Below are 20485 nucleotides of genomic sequence, written 5' to 3' on the forward strand. Positions count from 1 at the left end.
TATACCAATCGGCTGATGCCGAGATAAGAAACTCAAACGAAATCGTGATCAATCGAACGCATCGATTCAAAGTGGTTCAGAGCAAACCGCCGCCGAAGCTGTCTTCTTCTTCCTCTAATTGTTCCTCTGGTGGATTTTGCGTCGAAGACGTTTCGGTTTCTGATGATTCGGGAGTGATTGATGAAATTTCCAGCGACTGTTCTTCAGTCACGACGATTTCTTCTACCGATTCCGTTCCCTCAATCGAACGCGCAGCTGCAGCGGCCCGTTCTGAAGAAGATTGATCGCCTTCCGGTAATTCATAATAGTCAAAATGAAACGGATCCCGGTAGAGACTGCGTTTTTCTTCGACGAGTTGCATGAAGACGGTTTCGCCCTTCACCTGCATTGTTTTCGCAGTGACATCGCCGCTCAATCGAATCGTTTCGCCCGTTTGAGGACACTTCCAGAGTCGCCTGACATCGAGGTCCAGCTTCAATCCGGGGCCTTTCATAGTGCTTTTCTCTTTACTATTGAGGGATCAGAAATCAACGCTTTTCAGAAACGCTTCACTAGATTACACTTTGCATCTCTATGAAACATACCTGATCTCGTATCCTGTGTTCAATTGCTGGCGTCGAAATAATTGAATCGAAGATCCTTTTGTTCATTAAATCAAGGTTGATTGATGTCTGATTCCGAACCCTCCGTTTCCCAGTCCCCCTCCAAATTTCCCGCCAAAGGAGATCTGATTCAACTTGGAAGAGGGCTTTTAATGGGGGGCGCCGACATCATTCCCGGCGTTTCCGGGGGAACGGTCGCACTGATTCTGGGCATCTACCAACGTCTGATTACTGCCATCAGTCACTGTGACGCCCGATTGTTCCAACTGTTGATGCAGCGGAAATGGTCTGAGGCGGCACAACATCTCGACCTGCGATTTGTAATTCCGCTGGGTGTGGGAATTCTAACAGGCGTCGTCAGTCTGGCCAGCCTGATGCATTATCTGCTCGATTATCATCTGCAACTGACGCTATCGCTCTTTTTCGGATTGATCCTGGCTTCCAGTTTTCTAGTGGCACAAATGGTGGATCGCTGGACGATTGCAAATGTGATCGCGTTTGCCGCTTCGCTGATTGGTGTTTACCTGCTGGTGGGCGAACATTCGGTCAAGCCGCCTGAAGGAAACTTTTATGTCTTTCTCTGCGGGATGATTGCCATCTGTGCGATGATTCTGCCTGGGATTAGTGGTGCGCTGATACTGATCCTGCTGGGAAAATATCACGACATCACCGGTTTATTGAAAACCATTCCGAAAGAACTACTTAAAGGGAACATCGACTGGAACGGTTTACTGACGGTTGTTGTGTTTGTGATGGGTTGTTTACTCGGACTGATCCTGTTCAGCAAAGTGCTACGCTGGCTATTGCACAATTTCCACACGTTGACGATGGCCGTTCTCTGTGGCTTGATGGTGGGTTCACTCAGGCGGATCTGGCCGTTTAAGATTGATGCGACCCCCTACACCGCCGATCAGACACCTGAAATGGTGCCCTTCAAACATCGAATTTACGAGAATGTCTGGCCGGGCAGTTTTGACGGTATGTTCTGGTCTTCGCTCGCACTGATTGTGGGTGCGGCCTTTCTGGTCTGGGGGTTGGACCGGTTATCACAAAAGTACGCGATGCACGACACCACCGACCTGTAATCGGCTCACTCTTTACTCTTTCCCGTCATCTTGCGGATAAAGCAATACGCGGTCGTGGCACAGCAGGATCAGGTCCTTGCGGTTGTCACCGGTCAGATCGGCGATCACGGCTTCCCGTGGATTAACGCCAGCCCGGTTAGAGCGCGAAAAGGTTTTCTCTTCAAAAACCTTGAAGTTCAAGGCATGCTTCAAATCCTGTTTCGCACCGAAGTTGAGAATCTCCACATGATGGGTGCGTGTATCGAGAATCACCAGATCAGACCGACCATCGCTGTTCAGATCGCCGGCGACAGAATCGGTAAAGTAGGCCTGCGGCAGTTTTGATTCAAAGGAAGCTACTTCCTTCAATGTCGGAGGTGTCTGACCAGAATAGAGAATCCCGAATTGTCCTCGTCCGAACAGTAACAGGTCAGGCCTTTGATCGCCGTTCAAGTCGGCCACATGCGCGGATATAAACGGAAATTCGCCAATTTCCACTTCTTTCCAGGGTCTGTAGACGTTGGACTCTTTCCGCAGAATACGAAGTTTCTCAACCCCCAGATCGACCAGCACGATTTCATCCCCCGGTTCCCCATCCAGGTCGATATTCACTGCACCGACAACACGGGCTTTGCTTTCGGGAGCATTGAACTGATCAACCACCTGCCATTGATTGGCCGAATTCAATCTCAGTCGGCGGGCAAAGTTATTCTGCGCCGTCAGCACCCAGTCCCGTTTTTTGCCGCCGATAAATATGGATTCCGGTTTAATCTCATCCAGATTGATTCCTCCGGAGGGTGCGATAAATTTGGGTGTTTGTCTTGGTGGCAGCGAGATCATTTTGGGTGATCGTGAGAGCCCGTAAAATGCCATGAGTTCAAAAATACCGTCTCCGTTGGCGTCGAGCTTGACTAATGATTTGGGTGCATCCAAGCTGGGAGGATCGCTGGGGAACTCGTATTCGCTCCACTTCCCATCATTGCCCAGACGAAGTGCCTGCAGCTTATAACTATACCTGCTTTTGTTGCCGACTTTGGCGGCATAAATCAATTCGGGCGTCCGGTTCCCATCCAGGTCAGCCAGTTCAAAGGCCAGCGGCTCCCCTTTGATGGGCAGGATCTGGGGAAATGATAAACGTTGATTTTCCAACGAACTGACGCCGATAATTTTTTCGCGTTCGCTTAGTACAAAGACTTCGCCCCGTCCGTCGCCGTTCACGTCTTCAATGCGTAACTGATCGACGCCCAGCAGACCGGGATATGTTTGTCCCAGGTCGAGGCCGCGATCTTTGGTTTGCAGATAAACGAGCATTTGTGCTGTTTCCGGATCAGAAACGACAGCGTCGCTTAATCCATCGCCGTTGATATCTCCCAGATCAAAACCACGATTGCGGCCTGAGCCTTCTTCGCCAAATCCATATAGCGTCAAACGTTTGGAGAGTTCGCTGTCTTGATTCTGTGTCTGTTCCAGCTGCTGCACTTTGAGACGCCCGGTTTGTGAATCAATGGTCATGATTTCAGAACCCGGTTTGCCATCAATGTTCGACAGCGTAACAGAACGCGGGTTGGAAAGTTCAAACCGAATTTCCGGTCCCAGTTTTCCATCCTGCTTTTGCAGGCGGGCACATAAAATCTGGTTTTTTCCATCACGCGTAGCGTAGGTGAAATCGTTACGACCATCGCCGTTCAGGTCGGCAACCGCAGCCAACCCCAGCTTGGGAGACGTATTTAATATCGAGCGTGGCGTCTCCAGTTCACCCTGCGCGTTCTGCAGAATCTCGTAGGTATGATTTTTAGCCAGAACGATTAAATCGTCTTTCTGATCGAAATTCAGATCGCCGGCAGCAATCGTCCACTGCGTTGGCAGCAAATCGGCAAGTCGAATTCGCTTGCGTTTGGTCCAGTCTCCCTTTTCCGACTGATAGCGAATAATCAAACGATCCGGCAGTGCAAGGTATGCCAGATCATTACGACCATCGCCGTTAAAGTCACCAACCGTCAGAGCAGAAACGGAAACGTCTACAGGCACCTTCACATGCTTCAAGCGAGCATCACTGGGAATGGAATTGACTCCGTCATCGGAATCATCATTCACTTCCCGATCCCCGGCGGCACGCTGCTGTAAAATATCGATGCGGCTGTGGCTGTTATCGATCAGAATCAAGTCATTCAGATCATCGCCGTTCATATCTTCCGCCAGCATATTGGAAGAACGGCTGGATAACTTGAAGAGTTCGAGAGGCTTGAATCCATAGAATTCGGCCAGATTGACTTTTTCGTCTGAATAAGCGGGATTCCCGTTCCCCCCGATCACGAAAGCCACTAACGCAAAGAAGCAAAAAACCTGGTCCGCTTTTCGTAAGCCGTTAAACATCCTGTCTCCTCGTTCTCATATTTCTACTCTGGTCTTCAGTTTCAGAGTTGTAAAATCTTCAGACCAATTTTTTACTAGTTCACACGAATCTGAAATGGCATCAGCGTGAGCGTTTTTTCCCGGGCCAGCAAGTTGATCAGATCCAGTTGTTTCAATTGCTGTGATAGTTCGGGAGAAAGGAGATTGAGCATGCGTGACATTTGCTGAGCCTGCCCGGCTTGTGCATCAATGGGGCCAAAAATCTGCTCAAAAGGACTGGTTGGACGGGGAAGAATTAACTTTTCAAATTTCTCACCATCCGGAATTTTACCGAGCTGGCGGGCGTGCTCGATGGCATCGTCCAGCGTTCCCAGTTGATCCACCAAGCCATTATTGAGCGCCATCGCCCCAGTATAAACGCGGCCTCTGGCCAGTTTTTCCAATGCGGTATACTCCATTTTTCGTCCCTCAGCGGCTTTTTCCGTAAACTGTTTATAGACGGCATACAGCAGCTTGGTCACAGCGGCCCGCTCTGATTCGGTAAAGCCGGTCATGGGGCTGAAGGTCCCACTGTTCTTGCCTCGTGAAATCACGCTGGTGGTAATTCCGATTTTGTTATACAGACCTTCCACAGCCAGTTTTCCACCTACCACACCAATCGATCCAGTCAACGTGCCTGGCTCTGCAAAGATGCGATTCGCGCCCATGGAAATATAATAACCACCGCTGGCGGCAACATCACCCATGCTGACCACAATTGGCTTGTCTGCTTCCTGCAGTGAGCGCCACATTAAATCACTGGCAAGAGCACTTCCCCCCGGGCTGTCGACCCGCAGGACGATCGCTTTGACCTGATCATCTTTGGCCGCTTTCTCAACAGCCTTGATGAAGGTATCAGAACCCAGCACATGCACACCCAGAAGTCCGCCTTGTGAACTGGAACCAGACATGATGGCGCCAGTGGCATAAATCACGGCAATCCTTGGTCCTGAACCAATGCGTTGTGAGGAATCGATGCCGGCTAGCAGATCCATCAATTTAATCAGACCGGCGATCCCTGAAAAGTCGGTATCCGCTCGCTTTTTCGCATATTTCTTGATGATCCTGACTTCGGTCTTGGCTTTCCCTCCGGTGATCAGCTTGGGGAGTTGGTCTTCATAAGCAATGTGATCAATAAGCCCTTTCTGTTTGGCATCCGTGGCCATATAGGGTCCGGCGTTGATCGCAGCTTCCACTGCTTCAGCCGACATGCCTCTGGATTTGGAAATCATCTCTTTGATCTGACGGAAATAGTCATCCAGCAGTGCTTCCATCTCTTCTCGAAATGCGGGGCTCATATCCGTTCGCGTGTAGGGTTCCGCAGCCGACTTGTATTCTCCGACTCGCAAGACGTCCGGTTTGACATCCAGCCAGTCGAACAGGTTTTTATAGAAGCTGACCTCGGCGCGCATCCCGAGCAGAATCAGCGTGGCGGATTCTGGCATTACAATCTGGTCGCAAGCAGTTGCGATCAGATAATCTTTCGTCATGCCCGACTCAATCCAGGCATATACTTTTTTCTTACCTTTTCGGACTTTGAAAATGGCTTCGCGTAATTCGTTGATTTTCGCCCAGCCCAGTTGAGTGCCCTTCAAATGCAGAATGACGCCTTGCAGGGATTTATCCTCGGCTGCTTTTTCCAGTCGCCCGGTGACCTTTGAAAGCGACTCGGTCACATCACCGAACAGCCCCGGCATCTGGGGGCCTTCAGGATAGGAGCCTTTAATAATAATGTGTGCCCAGTTTTCCCGCGTGGGCTTGGCTTTTTCCTCGGCGGCTGAAGCGGAATCCAGCATGAAACAGCAGCTACACCCCAAAACCAGAGCGAATAGTAACCATCGATTTTTCAGGAACGACATCGACATCAGAAATCTCCAGTAGAGGGGACGTATGTATTGTTAGCAGAGCAGGAACCGGCTTCTCAACATTCCGGGAAACGTTAAAACCGTGTTAACTCCTACAAGCAGTCTAAGGCCAAAGACGGGCAACGGTCAAGAAAGAGTTGACTGATGCTCCCGTTATTCGCTCTGAAAGTGATTCGCTTGGGAAAATTCCTGCCGGAAAATCCGAAAAGTGTTGTCAGGGGATGCCTCTTTTGTCACACTGGAGTCTTAAGTTCTGACTGTAATTGACCGTCTCCCTTCGTTTTCTGTGTTCAGCTCTGGTTTTCACAATATGTCTGTCCGATCAATCTTTCTTGCCGTTTGTCTGGTAGTTTCCTGTTCGAGTTCCCTGTTTGCACAAGGGTTGATCTGGGAATTGCCCCCCGATGGTTCCTGGGTCCGATTTGAAGGCACTTATGAAAAAGAGATGCCAGGACCGGAATCCAACGATTTGAATGCCAAACTTCAATGGACGCGACATCTGATTATCAGTTCGGTCGGTTCCGAAATGGCGGAATTCGAAGGTGCACAAACAGCGTGTCGCTGGCTTGAATTCAAGTGTATTACCGGCAAGGCGACGGAATCAGGGGTCGCCCCGGGCGTCTCCGGTCCGCGGATTTATAAAGTGCTTGTTCCGGAATCTGCGGTCAGCGGCCAGCTGGTAGACAAACAAAATATTCCGATCACGTTTCTCCCGATTATTCGTGGCTATCGAAAAATCGGTGATCGGGACGTGGAACCTTTGAAAACGAATGTGCTGCGATTCTACCCGATGATCACCATGCTCGAACATTACACCAAATGGGATTCGGAAGGCGAAGCAACAACCGTGGAAACCCCAGCCGGGGCTGTTTCTGCCCGTGAATTTAAGGGGACCTTCATGAGCGAAAGCCCCAGTGCCCGCTCTAAAAATGAAGGCACCATCTGGCGTACGAAAGAAATTCCCTTTGGTCTGGCGAAATGGACCGTGGAAATCACACGGGAAACCAAAGGGGGGACACAACCCCGGTCCGAGTTCAAAATGACATCGCGGATTCATGTAGCGATGTCGGCCCATGAAGTCGGAAAAAATGCCGAGAGCGAGTTGCCCGCGTCCCGTTAATCGATGCCCGTTCTGCCCCTTGTGCGTTCTCAAATCAGACCTGGCGCTCCTGGTCCGAGCTATTAGGGGTGGAAAACAGGAATTCCCACAGGCATTTGCCCCAGATTCCCTGGCGATTTGTAAACAAAGCTATCAGAGACTTGACGCTTTCCACTCAGGTGAAAAGAATCAGGTGTTTTCGAACATCTTAGAGTTCCCGGTGTCATAGCAGGGAATTTGAGCCGATCTGAATCTGGTTTTCAGATCCAAACTGTTTTATTCATTCAGACTACAAAGATCACAATTATGTCGATGCAGCTCTCCTCCACTGTCCAGAAACTAAAACCCTCTGCCACAATCGCAGCTGCTGCCAAAGCGAAGGAATTAAAAAACACGGGCGTCAAAGTCTACGAGTTCACGCTGGGAGAGCCCGATTTCAATACGCCGGACCACATTTGTGACGCTGCCAAAGCAGCGATGGACGCGGGGCAGACACATTACACTCCCGCCGCGGGAACCCCGGAAGTCAAACAGGCGATCTGCGATGCCTATCAGCGTGACTATGGTTTCAGCTTTCAACCCAATCAGGTGGTGGTCTCCAATGGCGCCAAGCACTCGATTCATAATGTGTTGACTGCGCTGTGTGGCCCCGGCGATGAAGTGATCATTCCCACCCCTTACTGGGTCAGTTACAGCGCCTTGGTCGAACTAACGGGAGCGACTCCTGTGATGGTCGAAACGACCGAAGAGAGTGGTTTCTGCATGAGTGCCGAACAATTCAAACAGGCGATTTCGCCGAAAACGAAATTGATGATGCTCAACAATCCCTGTAACCCAACCGGAGCCGCCTACCCGGTGGAAGCACTCGAAGCACTGGCACGCGTCGCGGTGGAAAAAGATATCGCCGTGCTGTCAGATGAGATCTACGAAAAACTGATCTACGAAGGTTCGGAATTTCGCAGCTTTGCTTCCTTCGGCCCGGACGTCGCCGAACGGACAATTATCGTCAGCGGCGTCAGTAAAGCCTACGCGATGACCGGCTGGCGGATTGGCTGGACGATTGCTCCCGTCGAACTGACGGCAGCGATGACCAAACTGCAGAGCCAGGAAACATCAAATCCCTGCAGCATCAGCCAGGCCGCAACGATTGCTGCTTTAAGCGGACCTCAGGAAAGCGTGGCGGCGATGCTGGAAGCGTTTAAGGAACGCCGAGCCTATGTTCTGGAACGCTTACGAAAATTCCCGGACATCAGTTTTGCTGAACCGGGGGGCGCGTTTTATGCATTCTTCAACGTAAGTGCCCACTTCAATAAGCCACTGGGTGGCGGCAAGGTCGTCAAAGACTCCAGCGAATTTTGCACCGCACTGCTGGAAGAAGCTCATGTTGCATTAGTGACCGGCGACGCCTTTGGTGCCCCGGGTTATGTTCGGCTTTCGTTTGCTACGGATCTCAAAACACTGGAAGAAGGCTTGGATCGGATCGAACAGTTTCTGTCGCCCGCTTAAATAAAATAAAGTTGAACCGTCTATTAAAGAAGGCCATCCTGAATCACTCAGGATGGCCTTTTCGTTTTAACAGAGTTTCAAATCATACCCAGTGAGGGAGATTAGAATTGTCCCCAACCGAAGGGTAGTTCGCCTGTAATTGTTCCCGGCAGGAGTACACCATTTGCATCGTTCGGCGTAGTCACGAAAGGATTGGTATCCAGAGTGAAGATTCCCAGATCCCCGGTACTATCAACTCGGAAGGTACTTGCTCCCAGACCAGAGTACCGGAAGTCGGCAGGTCCTGTCGTTCCCGGTGCATTCAGGTTGGGAATACGAACGGCCAGACGTTGTGCATTACGACGTCTTGACGTTGACGTGAATGGTCCTGGGCTGGCAACGTTGTTCAAACGTGATTTAAACGTATCAGCGTTGTCATAGAAGGCTCCAATGTTGGTTGTATCAGAGGACAGAATCGTATTGCCGTCCCAGTCCAGGTCGAGACGAGCCAGAGGATCGGTTCGGAATGCAGTGATGGCAGTTGGGTTGATCGTATTACCCCAGGTTCCCGCTGTGGTAGTCGGGTCTACCGTAGAAGCGAATGATTCGAAGTACACATCATCACCCAGGTTACCCGTTAAACTGTTATTGGTTGCCGTCATGATCACACCAGAGTTCAGGAAGTTCCCAAGACCGTCACTGGCAAACCCGCCTGAGGTTGTGGTACTGCTAAAGGATCGTGTGGTACCAACCCGAACGACTAAACCGGTCGAACTGAAGCCACTGTTGATACCGTTATCAACAACAATGTTGCTGTCCATACTGAACCTCAGATAGACATCTCTTAAAGTACTTCCCATATTAGCCAGTGGATCTGTTGCCGGATCTGTCTGGTTTTGTGCATCATCCGCTGTGTAGACCACGTAGATACCTTCCAGGTCGTTGCGGTTCACGATATTGTTGTTAAACGTGATCGCAGTTTCGGAATACGAACCGCCGTTACCCGGTCGGGCTAAGACATCGAAACCACGACCATTGTTGAAGTCGATCACGTTGCCAGTGATATTCACAGTAAATACATCGGTAGGATTAAACGAAGAGGACACATTCGAGTACTCGATACCATCCCCCTGGTTCATCGTAATATCGTTATTGGAAATCGTGATCACGTTCGCATGGTCTTCACTGAAATCTTCCAGATCCAGGTCGATACCGTGTACCGTGTTTTCAGCAATCATGTTACGAGCGACTGTGACGCTACCCGATCCTGTGATATTCACACCGTCTTGCGTGTTATTCTGGATGAGGTTACCCAGTGCAGGATCCGCGGCATCACCAATGACCAGACCGTTGGAAGCGGCTTGCAGATCGATACCATTGGCACCGTTATTGGAGATATTGTTAACCGTCCAGGCCCCTGTCACAAAACGTTCGTCGGCGAAAGAGTTTTGCAGTTCGGTGGTTAGGATACCATTGCTGGTGTTACCAGTAATGGTGTTCCGCGTCATGTTCGCAGACAAGCCGGCATCGGCTTCCACTCTCAGTTCAACACCATTCTGCATATTGCCTGTGATTGTGTTGTCGTTAATTGTATAGGTGTCTGTCTTACTTGCACTTGAGGATGTCAAAGCGATACCGTCCAGAGTGTTGCCGGTCATCATGTTGAATCGAATGAGAGTGTTAGTAATGACACCATCAGCCGTTCGCGTCATTTCCATACCGTTTCCACCATTCGCAGTAAACAGGTTTCCAAAGGCAGCGGTTGTACCACCGATGGTCACATTATTGACTATCGCAAAGTCACCCAGGTTGTTTCCGGTAGCATCGATTCTTAAACCGGAAGCAGCACTGTTCTGGAACACGTTTCGTTGAATCGTGCCAGTAAAGGTAGCTGTATCGCTCATCAGGAACCCAACTCCTTCACCGTTGAAATTCGCATTCAAAGTGGTGTCGTTTGTTGTGTCAAAGATCTGTTGGTCGATATCAACCTGATTCGTAGTATTTCCTTGAAGTTCCAGGCCGATGTGGGCATCGCCGTTGTTCATGAAGGTATTGGCAAGAGAATTGTCTATCGCTGCCAGGCTTCCAAATGCCAGAGTCACCCCGCCATTTCCACCGACGGTCGTTGTACCGCCAACAGTACCACCAACACCAAAACCAGCACCGAGATCAGCTCCAGCAGGTGCACGCCCGATAAAGGTATTGCGGGTAATGCTTGCCGTTGTTCTGACATCGCTGGAACCAAACAGAATTCCTGCAGTCCCAAGTGTATCGCGATTGAAGTTGTTCATATCAATGCTACCCAGGGTATTGACCGCTGTATTGGTCCCCCCCATCGCAGATCCACTAATGAACATGCCTGCTTCGGTGTTATTGCTGAAATCATTCATTGTAATCAATGCGGTTGTAAAGACACCGCCGTTGTTGTTGGTGATACTCATACCGTGGCGGGTGTTGCCTGTGAATGAGTTATTTGAGATAGATGGAGACGCAATCGTAGTGAAATCGATCGTACCTGTTGTCAAGGTGTTAGCAAAACCATCCTGTCCGTTGCCGGTGGCCGTGTTGTTCACAATCTGACCGCCAATCGTACCGTTATTCAACGTATTCAGGCTGATCCCGTTTTGGCCGTTGCTGTTGAACAGGTTGGCTGCGGTATTCACGCTTCCCATGCTCAGGTTGATTGTGGAACCCACACCATCGGCTGTCGCCACAAAACCATCTGTCGTATTGTTGCTGGCATTGATCGTCGTCAGCCCCAGATCAAGAGCGCCGTTTCCGTTCATGTCTTCCCCGGGATCAAGAACGCCGTTTCCATTTGCATCTTCCGTGACGGCTGAGATCGTACCACCTGCAGTCGCATCAAAGGCGATACCGATGCCTGTGTTACCCGTCGCTGTGATCGTATCAAAGCTGCGGAAGATGATTGAACCGCCATTCGCATTCACATGCAAACCGGTATTCGGGTTGATATTGTTATTGAAGGTATTATTGGAGAAGTCTGTTTCAATCATTCCCCCATTCTCTGTCAGAATCATCCCGGTACCGTTTGCGTTAGCCGTGTTTCCGGTGATCCCCAGAGTCGTGGTACCATCGGCGGCGGTTCCCACGCCATCAATGGTTGTTCCCGCATTGGCGATGATTTCAAAGCCGGTTCCCGTTCCCGGAGGCACGACACCCAGATTGTTTGTCGCTGTGTTATTGTGGAACGCCAGTTCAAGAGTCCCTGTATTCTGCGTGATGCGAGCACCATGCAGAGAGTTGGCTCCATCGCCTGCGAAAGTGTTCTCGGTCACGATACCAATACCATTGGCAGTATTAGTGACATCGACGCCGCGGTTATAGAGTACGAAGGAGTTACGATTGATATTGAATCCACGTGTTCCCGCCGAGAGGATACCCGTGTTATACGGTGTTGCCGCTTTTGTTCCACTGATATTGAAACCGGAAACTTCCCAGGCACCACCTTGGCCGTTGACAACAAAGTTCCCACCCACCGAAGCAGTATTGGACAATGTTGGACGGTTTGCATCCGGGTTGTAACCAGGCAGAGTGAGGGTTGAAACCGTTCCACCTTGAATCACGTTGAAGGAGTGCTCTACAGCTTCACTTAACAAGCGTTGTCCTGTCACACCACCGATTCCGCCACCATTGTCAAGCAGAGTGATCCCGCCATCGAGGTTCGTTTCGTTCCCGTCCAGGACAAAGATAATATCGGTAGCAGCAACGGGACCAGAAGCATTATAAGCGGCAACAGAACCGAAGGGTGTTTCAAAGGTACCATTCCCGGCAGCTCCGAAGTCTGGATCGATATGAGCCACGGTATAAGGTTGATTGTCATCCGGGTTAATCGCCAACTCGGAATTAATTGTTGTCTTATTATGGGCAACAATCCGGTAGTTACGATTCATCGGTTGATACATACGCTGTCGCAACGTCTTGGGACGCATCCATTTATCGGACCGGCCCTCTGGAATCGAGACTGTGACATTCATCCAGGCATTTGATCCGAAGACCGAATCCTTGGCATAACTGACACTCATCTGCCACCAGTCATTGATATTTGCTTCTGCACGGAACTTGGCTCCGGCAGCACTTTTGTCATGGTCAGAGTTATAATAATAGCCGCCGACAAAGGCATCGATTCCAAATTTTCCTAAGACAGGCAGCGGACCACCGATTTCGGCATCAACACCACCGTAAGAAGATTCTGAAATCCGGGCGCGGTCCAGAAAGATTCGATTTGACTGGAAGTAAGCTCCACCTGTCAGATTATTTGAGATGACGATTTCATCATTGTTGATCGGGAAGTAACCATTGATGCGCGATGTCAGATATTGACCGATGACTTCACCACTGATCCCGATCTGATGATAATCCTGAAAATGGCCATCATCATAATCGTACCAGCCGGCGAGTGTGAAAATCTTATCAACGGTGTCACTGTATCCACGCCAACCAGCACCCAGGTTTACGCCGCCGGCTCCCTGGTCGGTAACCATTGCTCTTAAATCAAGGAAGAGCATGCTTTGATCCGGGTTAATGGTAAATGGAACCAGCACTCCCAGATTGGAATAACCATCGTCATATCCAATTCCGCCGCCGATGCCTTTATCCAGACGAAAGATGGTGTGAAATTCATCAGGCCCCATGGGCTGATACCCGGCTCCGTTATCAATATACTCATTGACAACCATGGTTTGCGGATCGGGATATTTGTAAGGAGCATAACCTTGCAAATTATCCTGATAGCTCACATCTTTCATGGTAGTAAAACCGGGAACAGCATTTCCCTGGACAGTGTTCTCAGGCACGAATTCATGTCTGAAAACACCAGAGGAAACACTACCCACAATGGCAGAACCTTCTTGTTCGCTTAGAGTAGCACGTCCCTCTGCTCGATTGTTCCCAGTTTGATCCGGCTCTGCAGACGCAAACGCCAGTACGTACTGAGATGCTAGTAAGAAGCAGGCCAGGCTGACACATAATTTGTTCATCGAAAGCTCCAACGTCGATGTGTAACTCGTCTCTTACGATTTTAGACGATCAACTCCGTTCTTTAGCAGTCTTCCGGGAAAGTCGTACTCTGAAGCATCTGCTCAGATTCAAAAATCCCAGTCGACCTGAATGCCAGGTGAAACCTGACACTCATCCCCCTGTCTCCGGGTCGGATGTAAAACTATTCCGATTATCCGGGTACAAGCGGTTATTCTGATCTTTCGGAATAATCGTCTTGAGAAGTTGAGACGAAATATGCTAATCGTAAGGGTCAGAAGAAAACGTCTTGGGAGGACAGGTAGAGCCTGCGTGGATTGGTAGAACATAATATGTTTATATCAAAACACTTACGCTCTTTTCAGACAGAACATTTTACCTGAAAATTAAGGGGCTTGTGATTAGAAAATTCTTCAAAAATTTCCGGTGAATTCAGGCTGAAAACTCAAGCCTGCCATGAACATTAAGCCACACCCCACCTTGACGTCTCGAGCAAATAGTAAGACTGGGGTAACATGGTTGTTTAGAGGCGACTCAATCGATTATTTAAACCAAATTGTGTCAGCTTCCCATTTCCCCTCAACAGGAACCAGCGTCGTTAACGTCCGGCCGTTCTTCATTTTGATTTTGGCGCGGATGCCTTCGTCTGTATCCTCGACCTGAATTGAGTGGATCAACTCCTCCGGAGTCACCGAAGCCGCCTGCTGCTTTGCCGTTTCCAGGGACTCAGCAGTAATCAGTTTTCGCACCCGTTCCGTGAAAAACGGCTTCATCGCTGCCACATCTCCCTGTTGAATATATTGCATCTGCAGTGCAATGACTTCGCGGGATTCTTTGACCAGCTTCTCTTCCAGGTTCTTTTTCTGTGCTGCGGTCAGACGGCTCAGTTTCGGGTGTGCTTCGACCAGCCTGGCCGCTTTCAATCGTTCGATCCATTGGTTACGATCCTCTTCACTGAGAGGCAGCTTGCGTGTCACATAAGCCAGTCGATGCATATCTCGTTTGCCGCGGACCAGTCTGTTGATCTCGTGTTGAGCCGGTGTTTTGTCACTCTCGTCGACACGCCATTCGTACAGAATATCGTCGTCCCCCTCTGCAATCACATTCCATTCTTCGACCTGATAAGATTGTTCAACCTGGACTTTCATCCGATTCATCATCTCTTTGGCAGAGAGTTGCTCACCAAGCTTAAACAACCTCTGTGTGGAAAACATCTGCTGATAATTCTGGACCGTTTCTTCGGGCAAGACATATTCAGTGAGTGCACTGGTCGCATTCATCAATCGATAGCCTTCTCTCCAGGGAGGGCCTAGCCGAAACTCCATCGACTTCAGTGCTTTCGCGTATTCAGCGGAGAGGCCGCGAGTATCCACCACGGCATATAGCCTGCCTTTCCGAAAATTGAGCCACATGAATCCATAAATCAATTCTGTCTCGCCCGACTGGTCCCGCTGCTGGTCCGGTTTGCCCAGCAACTTGAGCGTTTCTACCTCTGGCGTCCCGACATTTAAGATGCCTTTGCGATCAAAATAACTCCAGAATTTCAGGAAATCTCGAACTGCGTTCTTGATGTTTGGATCCAGCAACACAGCTTTCCGCATTTCAATCCAGCTTTTCGAGGCCTGAGAATCTTTCAGATAACTGACGCCCAGGACGTAATGCAATCCGCCACTTTGAGGCTGTAGTGCGACCGCTTTTTCAAATTCGGTAATCGCGTCTTTCCAGTTTTTCTGATTGAGAAAGGCCTGCCCCTGTTTTGCATGCGCCCGCGCAGCAGCTTTTGCGTTGGGATCCTCGGCTGAACCTACTGACGGCTGATTGAATTCATCCTGCGCCTGAACACGACTACCGCACAGACCGCTGCCGAAAATCAGGCAGAACCACAAAAAAGAGGGTAAGGCAAGCTGGCGAATTTTCATCGTTGTTCGATCCCCTCAGAGATTCAGGAAAACACCATTTCAAAATGGGGCGAGTCGCGAGAGAGTGAATGGGTTACTTTGTGCGTTCAGGTTCTGTTAACAATTGTAGCTCTAAACGGCCTGTATGCCACATATAATTCGGGCCAAAGCCGGCGCGGGGCCCCCATTTGTTGTTGACCGCTTTTTGTAAATATTTGCGTGCGGTCGCTTTCCGCCCCTGTATTGACTCATTCAAGCCTATATAGAGATAAGCGTAAAAGTGGCGTTTTTCCCGCTCGTTATCGTCAATTTCAGCCGTCTCAATATTTTTCAGGATTTGTTCCGGCGTTCTTTTCCCTTCAAACAGGCGGTAGATATCCGGAAAAGGCTCGCGGTCATCCTTTTGATACTTCAACAGACCCTGTTGCGCCTGTTGGGGACCTTTGGCTTTATATTGAGAAAAGAAACGCCAGATCCCATTCTCGCGATCGACATTGTCGAATGAGTGGTAAATTTCGAACTGCTTCGCCGCCTCATCATACTGCTTTGCGTAATAACAGGCGATGCCGCGCCGCCAGTGGGAGACCTTGATCGACGGCTTCAATTCCACCATTTTGTCATAGTCGGCGACCGCGGCTTTGAACTGACCTTGAAAGAAGAACGCATCCCCTCTCCGCGAATACAAGGCACTTTCATCGGGCATTTGTTTGATCTGAGCCGTCAATTCGTCGATCAATTGAGAAAGTTTGCGCTGCATCAAGGCCCGTTCTTTCGCGGCGTCTGTCTTCGGCGTTTCTTCCGCTGCCAGAGTAAATCTGCTGGCAAACGGCATGAAAATCACCCCGCAAAGCAATACCTGGGATATCAAACGTCTCATCAATGGGCACTTTCGTCCAATTCACAAATTTTCGGCGAGAAGATTAACTGAACCTTCTTTCTCAATATACTGTCATACTCTGATAGAAGTGAAAAGAGCTAGACAGACTGAAAAGAATAGAAAATTCTCTCCCCAAACGACTTGGCGTGCGAACAGAATTTCGTATAATGGCCGAACATAGCTGCAAGTAATGCTACCTGCTCAGCTTAGCTAGTTTTCACAAAGCACAGATTATTGCCTGATAGTGTAACGGTAGCACGAGTGACTCTGACTCACTTAGTCTAGGTTCGAATCCTAGTCGGGCAACTTTCAAAAAGCCCTGAATCAGTTCTGATTCAGGGCTTTTTTATTCTTCTTGAAATCCTGTCAGCGTTCAGCCTCAACCGATCAAGAAAATATTTTTATTCATCAGAGTAAATTAAGAGCGCAGGGATGTTACCGATCCTCTTTATTTAACACGGTAATTTAATTAGTTGGGAGGTTGAAAATAAACGATACCTGCCCCTTGATCATGAACTAACCGGAGTCTTGAAAACTGAGGATCCTCAGGGGAATGAGAAGTCCAGCAGGTAATTAAAAGGGACTCTTGAGGTCCAAGCTCTCCAATTTCTATGTAATCTTCGTAATCTGAAAAGAAAATCTGCCTGTCAATGGCATCGATTTGCCTTACTTTTTTTGAGGCCTCTCCTTTGTGAGTCATCTCGATAAACAAAGACCTGGGAACAAATACTTCTACTCCAGTGAGCGTTTTTGAATCACTGTTCAGAACTTGTAAAGACAAAACTCCCCTGATCGACATAAATCGACTTCTCGAACTAGAATCAAACTTCGTCTCACTAGCGACCCGATCTAAAAAAATACCAAGTTCCAGGGGTTGCTTGTATGGAGTGAACTTCACAGTAGCTGATAACGGTTGCTGTTGCTGCTTAATTGGCTTTGATGGCAGCAGGTGATGTTGATGACTTGTTTGTTGGATTGGAACTCCAAACCAAGAATAGGACAGAAAAATAACGATGAATAAGCTGGAAATTGAACCTGCGATTGCAAGGACTTTTTTCGATTCCACTCTACCATTTTTCTCAGACAATTCATCCATGAATGCTCACTCAATTAAAATCCATTCACCTTTGCTGGGAAAGAATAATCAGTTTCCACTGAATCGGTCCCAGGTCTTCGGCATGCTGGTGATGGTTCTGAGGCGGGAATGGATTATCCTTGTTCGATGCAATTTCGTCGCCGCACGCTTTGCAGCGATAGATGCCGGAGTGCGGGCAGTTCTCGCCCGGACTGTGCAGCGTATCGAACTCCGGATGGTCCGCCTTTTCGAGGTACTCACTATATTTATAAAGCGCCATGTGAACTCCCTCTCCCTGAAAAAACTGAACTATGTTTCGTGCAGGCGGTTCTGCCGACACGTTGATCAGACCGGAAAGATGATCATCGTCGTTCCTTTAGCTTAACTATCAAGATCAACTCTTCAATATTAATCTTCCACAAAATGGGATTCTCGCGGTCCGCAATAACGAACGAGAGAAATCGATTGCATTCGGGACCATCCGATCCCGGATCGAATTTTTCGTGTACTTTCGTGTTTTTCGCGGTAGTAAAAATCGGCCTCTTGTGGCACTGGTGGCTTATCAACACAGAATAAGAAACAGAGGCTTTTCCAAGTCCATGATTGACAACGCCAATTTCATCGTTGATGATAGAGGATTCAAATGTCTGACTTTCTCAATAAATATGTTGACCTCTTTTGATATAGAGTTTCTTTTATGAATCGAGTACTCATTGCGTTCTCACTTGTGACTTTGATGTTATTTAGTCAAAGCCCTCTCCTTGAAGCGGCTGAGCAACAGCCGAACATTTTGTGGATCATTGCCGAAGACATGGGGCCGGAACTTGGCTGTTATGGAACTCCCGAAGTCAAAACGCCGACGCTGGACCGCCTCGCAAAGAACGGCATGCAATTCCTGAATGCGTTCACGGTTACGCCCGTCTGTTCGACCAGCCGTTCTTCATTTATGACGGGCATGTATGCCATGTCGATCGATGCACACAATCATCGTTCACATCGAGACGGAACCAATCCGTTGCCGGACGGCGTCCGCGTGATCACTGACTGGCTGCGTCCCGCCGGTTATACGACGGGCAATATTCGGAAACTGACCGATGATCGCAAGCTGGCCAAGTTTTATAAAGGGACTGGAAAAACCGACTGGAATTTCACCTATCCCAAAGGCAAACAACCATTCGACGTCAAGAACTGGGACGACCTGAAGAACAAACAACCCTTCTATGCCCAGATTAACTTTTCAGAGACCCATCGTGGCGGTGCCTGGAATACTTCGCACGAACACCTGGGCTATCAGGCGGACCCCGCTAAGGTCAGGATTCCCCCTTACTACCCCGACCATCCTGTCACGCGTGGCGTATGGGCACAATATTTAAACGCCGTGATGGCCGTCGATAAAAAAGTGGCTTTCATTCTGGATCTCTTGAAGCGAGACAAACTGGATAAGAATACAATTGTGATTTTCTTCGGCGATCACGGCCGTGCGATGCCCCGCGGTAAACAGTGGCCTTATGATAGTGGATTACATATCCCACTTATCATTTACTGGCCGGAAGGAAACGAATTTCTCCCCACCCCCGCAAATTACAAACGCGGCGTGATCACGGATCAACTGATTTCCTCAATCGATTTGACCGCAACGACACTCGGCTTTGCCGGAATCAGAAAACCGGAAAAAATGCAGGGAGAAGTATTTCTGGGAACGTACTCAGAGCCGCCACGCAAGTACCTGTATGGCGGACGGGATCGCGGCGATGAAACCGTGTTCCACATCCGCACGGTGCGCGACAGGCGCTATCGTTACTTGCGGAATAAATATCCGGAGCATCCGTTCCTGCAGATCAACCGATACAAGGAAACTTCTTATCCGATTATCGGCCTGTTACGCCATTTGCACGAGGAAGGAAAACTGACCGGCCCCCCACTGGCGTTGATGGCAGACAGCCGCCCTCAGGAAGAACTGTATGACTTGCAGAATGATCCCTGGGAAATCAATAATCTGGCGAATTCGAATGAGCCCGAGTATCAGGCTGCCAAGCGAAGACTGTCCTCGGTATTAACGGACTGGATGGTCGACATCGACGACAAAGGGCGGACGCCCGAAGATCCTTCTATCCCCCAATTCTGGGACGAACGCGCCATTCGCGTCTATTCCAAACGATTGAAAGAACGCCCCAAAGACTGGTTCCTCACCAATCCCGCATTGGGACCTTATAAGATTGAAAGCGATAAGCCCGAATAGCATGTCGTCTGCTTCCGTGGTAGCAAAAAAATCGCACACGCCTACGAAAAAACCTCAGGAAGCGTCACACTTCCTGAGGTTTTTTTGATTCAACAGCAGTTCTGCCAGTACGCATTATGCGTAGGTCAGATATCCGTTTGATTCGAGGTAAGCGACGACTTCGTCAGCCAGATCATCGATGCCTTTTCCGTCGGAATCCAGAATCAGTTCTGCTTTTTCTGGTTCTTCGTATGGAGCGTCGATTCCGGTAAAACCTTTGATCTCACCAGCGCGGGCTTTCTTATAGAGCCCTTTAGGGTCGCGTTCTTCGCACGTTTCCAGAGACGCTTTGACGAAGACTTCAATAAACTCGCCATCACCCAGAATTTCGCGAACCTGATCGCGGTCTTCACGGTAAGGTGAAATGAAGGCGGTCATTACCAGAATACCGGCGTCGGTATACAGTTTGGAAACTTCACCGATACGACGGATGTTTTCAGTACGATCTTCAGGAGAGAAGCCCAGGTTTTTGTTGAGGCCCATCCGAATGTTGTCGCCATCGAGAACAAACGTATGTTTGCCCATTTCGAACAGCTTGTGATCTACGGTATTAGCAATGGTACTTTTGCCAGAACCACTTAATCCGGTGAACCAAAGTACGGCACCTTTGTGTCCGTTTTGCTTGCAACGTTCTTCTTTGGTAACACGGTGATCATGCCAGGTCACGTTAGTGGCTTTTTGCTCGGCCATCGAGGAATTTCTCCTTACTCATAAAAAATATCTGTGGAAACAAGTTGTATATTCAGATTCCTGCAGTGAAAAACAGGCGGGAATCGTATATCCTGAGTCGATGTCTGCACGATCCTAGAGAAACTCCGCGCTCGATGGAAGCCCACAGATTGGGAATTTCTACGAA

The 20485-nt window shown here is 49.2% G+C and carries 13 protein-coding genes and 1 tRNA gene; 5 read left to right on the forward strand and 9 right to left on the reverse strand.

Annotated features, from left to right (window positions below):
- Positions 1-76 precede the first annotated feature (76 nt).
- Positions 77-493 carry a hypothetical protein gene (locus tag Enr17x_RS22575; RefSeq protein ID WP_145311949.1) on the reverse strand — a complete coding sequence of 139 codons (417 nt, stop codon included), beginning with the start codon at positions 491-493 and terminating at the stop codon, positions 77-79.
- Positions 494-667: 174 nt separating this feature from the next.
- Here Enr17x_RS22575 and Enr17x_RS22580 point away from each other — a divergent pair, with 174 nt between their 5' ends.
- Positions 668-1687 (forward strand): DUF368 domain-containing protein, encoded by a 1020-nt coding sequence (locus tag Enr17x_RS22580; RefSeq protein ID WP_145311950.1) that lies wholly within the window; start codon positions 668-670, stop codon positions 1685-1687.
- Between the two features lie 12 nt (positions 1688-1699).
- On the opposite strand, the gene Enr17x_RS22585 is transcribed toward Enr17x_RS22580, so the two are convergent.
- Positions 1700-4039 carry an FG-GAP repeat domain-containing protein gene (locus tag Enr17x_RS22585; RefSeq protein WP_145311951.1) on the reverse strand — a complete coding sequence of 780 codons (2340 nt, stop codon included), beginning with the start codon at positions 4037-4039 and terminating at the stop codon, positions 1700-1702.
- Between the two features lie 74 nt (positions 4040-4113).
- Entirely contained in the window at positions 4114-5922 is a 1809-nt protein-coding gene (gene sppA, locus Enr17x_RS22590) for a signal peptide peptidase SppA (protein ID WP_145311952.1), read from the reverse strand.
- Positions 5923-6232: 310 nt separating this feature from the next.
- Between sppA and Enr17x_RS22595 the strand changes: the two genes are divergently transcribed.
- On the forward strand, positions 6233-7042 hold the full coding sequence (locus tag Enr17x_RS22595) for a hypothetical protein (protein ID WP_145311953.1): 810 nt from the start codon (positions 6233-6235) through the stop codon (positions 7040-7042).
- 285 nt (positions 7043-7327) lie between these two features.
- On the forward strand, positions 7328-8527 hold the full coding sequence (locus Enr17x_RS22600) for a pyridoxal phosphate-dependent aminotransferase (RefSeq protein ID WP_145311954.1): 1200 nt from the start codon (positions 7328-7330) through the stop codon (positions 8525-8527).
- A gap of 101 nt (positions 8528-8628) precedes the next feature.
- On the opposite strand, the gene Enr17x_RS22605 is transcribed toward Enr17x_RS22600, so the two are convergent.
- The 3 genes from Enr17x_RS22605 to Enr17x_RS22615 all read right to left on the reverse strand — a co-directional run bounded on the left by Enr17x_RS22605 (position 8629) and on the right by Enr17x_RS22615 (position 16276).
- Positions 8629-13503, reverse strand: a complete 4875-nt coding sequence (locus Enr17x_RS22605; RefSeq protein ID WP_145311955.1) for a right-handed parallel beta-helix repeat-containing protein — start codon at positions 13501-13503, stop codon at positions 8629-8631.
- A 540-nt stretch (positions 13504-14043) separates the two neighbouring features.
- Entirely contained in the window at positions 14044-15420 is a 1377-nt protein-coding gene (locus Enr17x_RS22610; protein WP_145311956.1) for a tetratricopeptide repeat protein, read from the reverse strand.
- Between the two features lie 73 nt (positions 15421-15493).
- Positions 15494-16276 carry a tetratricopeptide repeat protein gene (locus Enr17x_RS22615; RefSeq protein WP_232100820.1) on the reverse strand — a complete coding sequence of 261 codons (783 nt, stop codon included), beginning with the start codon at positions 16274-16276 and terminating at the stop codon, positions 15494-15496.
- A gap of 235 nt (positions 16277-16511) precedes the next feature.
- Between Enr17x_RS22615 and Enr17x_RS22620 the strand changes: the two genes are divergently transcribed.
- A tRNA-Gln gene (locus Enr17x_RS22620) sits at positions 16512-16582 on the forward strand.
- Between the two features lie 163 nt (positions 16583-16745).
- On the opposite strand, the gene Enr17x_RS22625 is transcribed toward Enr17x_RS22620, so the two are convergent.
- Together Enr17x_RS22625 and Enr17x_RS22630 are read right to left on the reverse strand one after the other, a co-directional pair.
- A complete protein-coding gene (locus Enr17x_RS22625; RefSeq protein ID WP_145311957.1) occupies positions 16746-17372 on the reverse strand; it encodes a hypothetical protein in 627 nt (208 codons plus the stop codon).
- A 25-nt stretch (positions 17373-17397) separates the two neighbouring features.
- The gene (locus Enr17x_RS22630; protein ID WP_145311958.1) at positions 17398-17631 is read right to left on the reverse strand and encodes a hypothetical protein; all 234 of its coding nucleotides are present in this window, start codon (positions 17629-17631) and stop codon (positions 17398-17400) included.
- A 417-nt stretch (positions 17632-18048) separates the two neighbouring features.
- Here Enr17x_RS22630 and Enr17x_RS22635 point away from each other — a divergent pair, with 417 nt between their 5' ends.
- Positions 18049-19590 carry a sulfatase family protein gene (locus Enr17x_RS22635; protein WP_145311959.1) on the forward strand — a complete coding sequence of 514 codons (1542 nt, stop codon included), beginning with the start codon at positions 18049-18051 and terminating at the stop codon, positions 19588-19590.
- 114 nt (positions 19591-19704) lie between these two features.
- Here Enr17x_RS22635 and cysC read toward each other — a convergent pair whose 3' ends face one another.
- Complete coding sequence (gene cysC, locus Enr17x_RS22640; RefSeq protein WP_145311960.1) at positions 19705-20319, reverse strand: adenylyl-sulfate kinase; 615 nt, start codon at positions 20317-20319, stop codon at positions 19705-19707.
- Between the last annotated feature and the right edge of the window lie 166 nt (positions 20320-20485).

This window comes from Gimesia fumaroli, assembly GCF_007754425.1.
Taxonomy (GTDB): Bacteria; Planctomycetota; Planctomycetia; order Planctomycetales; family Planctomycetaceae; genus Gimesia; species Gimesia fumaroli.

What these genes read in the sequence shown, in the direction of transcription:
- Enr17x_RS22600 (WP_145311954.1), top strand. Translation starts at nt 7,328, where the DNA reads ATGTCGATGCAGCTCTCCTCCACTGTCCAGAAACTAAAACCCTCTGCC.
- Enr17x_RS22585 (WP_145311951.1), bottom strand. Translation starts at nt 4,039, where the DNA reads ATGTTTAACGGCTTACGAAAAGCGGACCAGGTTTTTTGCTTCTTTGCG.
- Enr17x_RS22575 (WP_145311949.1), bottom strand. Translation starts at nt 493, where the DNA reads ATGAAAGGCCCCGGATTGAAGCTGGACCTCGATGTCAGGCGACTCTGG.
- sppA (WP_145311952.1), bottom strand. Translation starts at nt 5,922, where the DNA reads ATGTCGATGTCGTTCCTGAAAAATCGATGGTTACTATTCGCTCTGGTT.
- Enr17x_RS22580 (WP_145311950.1), top strand. Translation starts at nt 668, where the DNA reads ATGTCTGATTCCGAACCCTCCGTTTCCCAGTCCCCCTCCAAATTTCCC.
- Enr17x_RS22635 (WP_145311959.1), top strand. Translation starts at nt 18,049, where the DNA reads ATGAATCGAGTACTCATTGCGTTCTCACTTGTGACTTTGATGTTATTT.
- Enr17x_RS22630 (WP_145311958.1), bottom strand. Translation starts at nt 17,631, where the DNA reads ATGGCGCTTTATAAATATAGTGAGTACCTCGAAAAGGCGGACCATCCG.
- cysC (WP_145311960.1), bottom strand. Translation starts at nt 20,319, where the DNA reads ATGGCCGAGCAAAAAGCCACTAACGTGACCTGGCATGATCACCGTGTT.
- Enr17x_RS22610 (WP_145311956.1), bottom strand. Translation starts at nt 15,420, where the DNA reads ATGAAAATTCGCCAGCTTGCCTTACCCTCTTTTTTGTGGTTCTGCCTG.
- Enr17x_RS22605 (WP_145311955.1), bottom strand. Translation starts at nt 13,503, where the DNA reads ATGAACAAATTATGTGTCAGCCTGGCCTGCTTCTTACTAGCATCTCAG.
- Enr17x_RS22615 (WP_232100820.1), bottom strand. Translation starts at nt 16,276, where the DNA reads ATGAGACGTTTGATATCCCAGGTATTGCTTTGCGGGGTGATTTTCATG.
- Enr17x_RS22625 (WP_145311957.1), bottom strand. Translation starts at nt 17,372, where the DNA reads ATGGATGAATTGTCTGAGAAAAATGGTAGAGTGGAATCGAAAAAAGTC.
- Enr17x_RS22595 (WP_145311953.1), top strand. Translation starts at nt 6,233, where the DNA reads ATGTCTGTCCGATCAATCTTTCTTGCCGTTTGTCTGGTAGTTTCCTGT.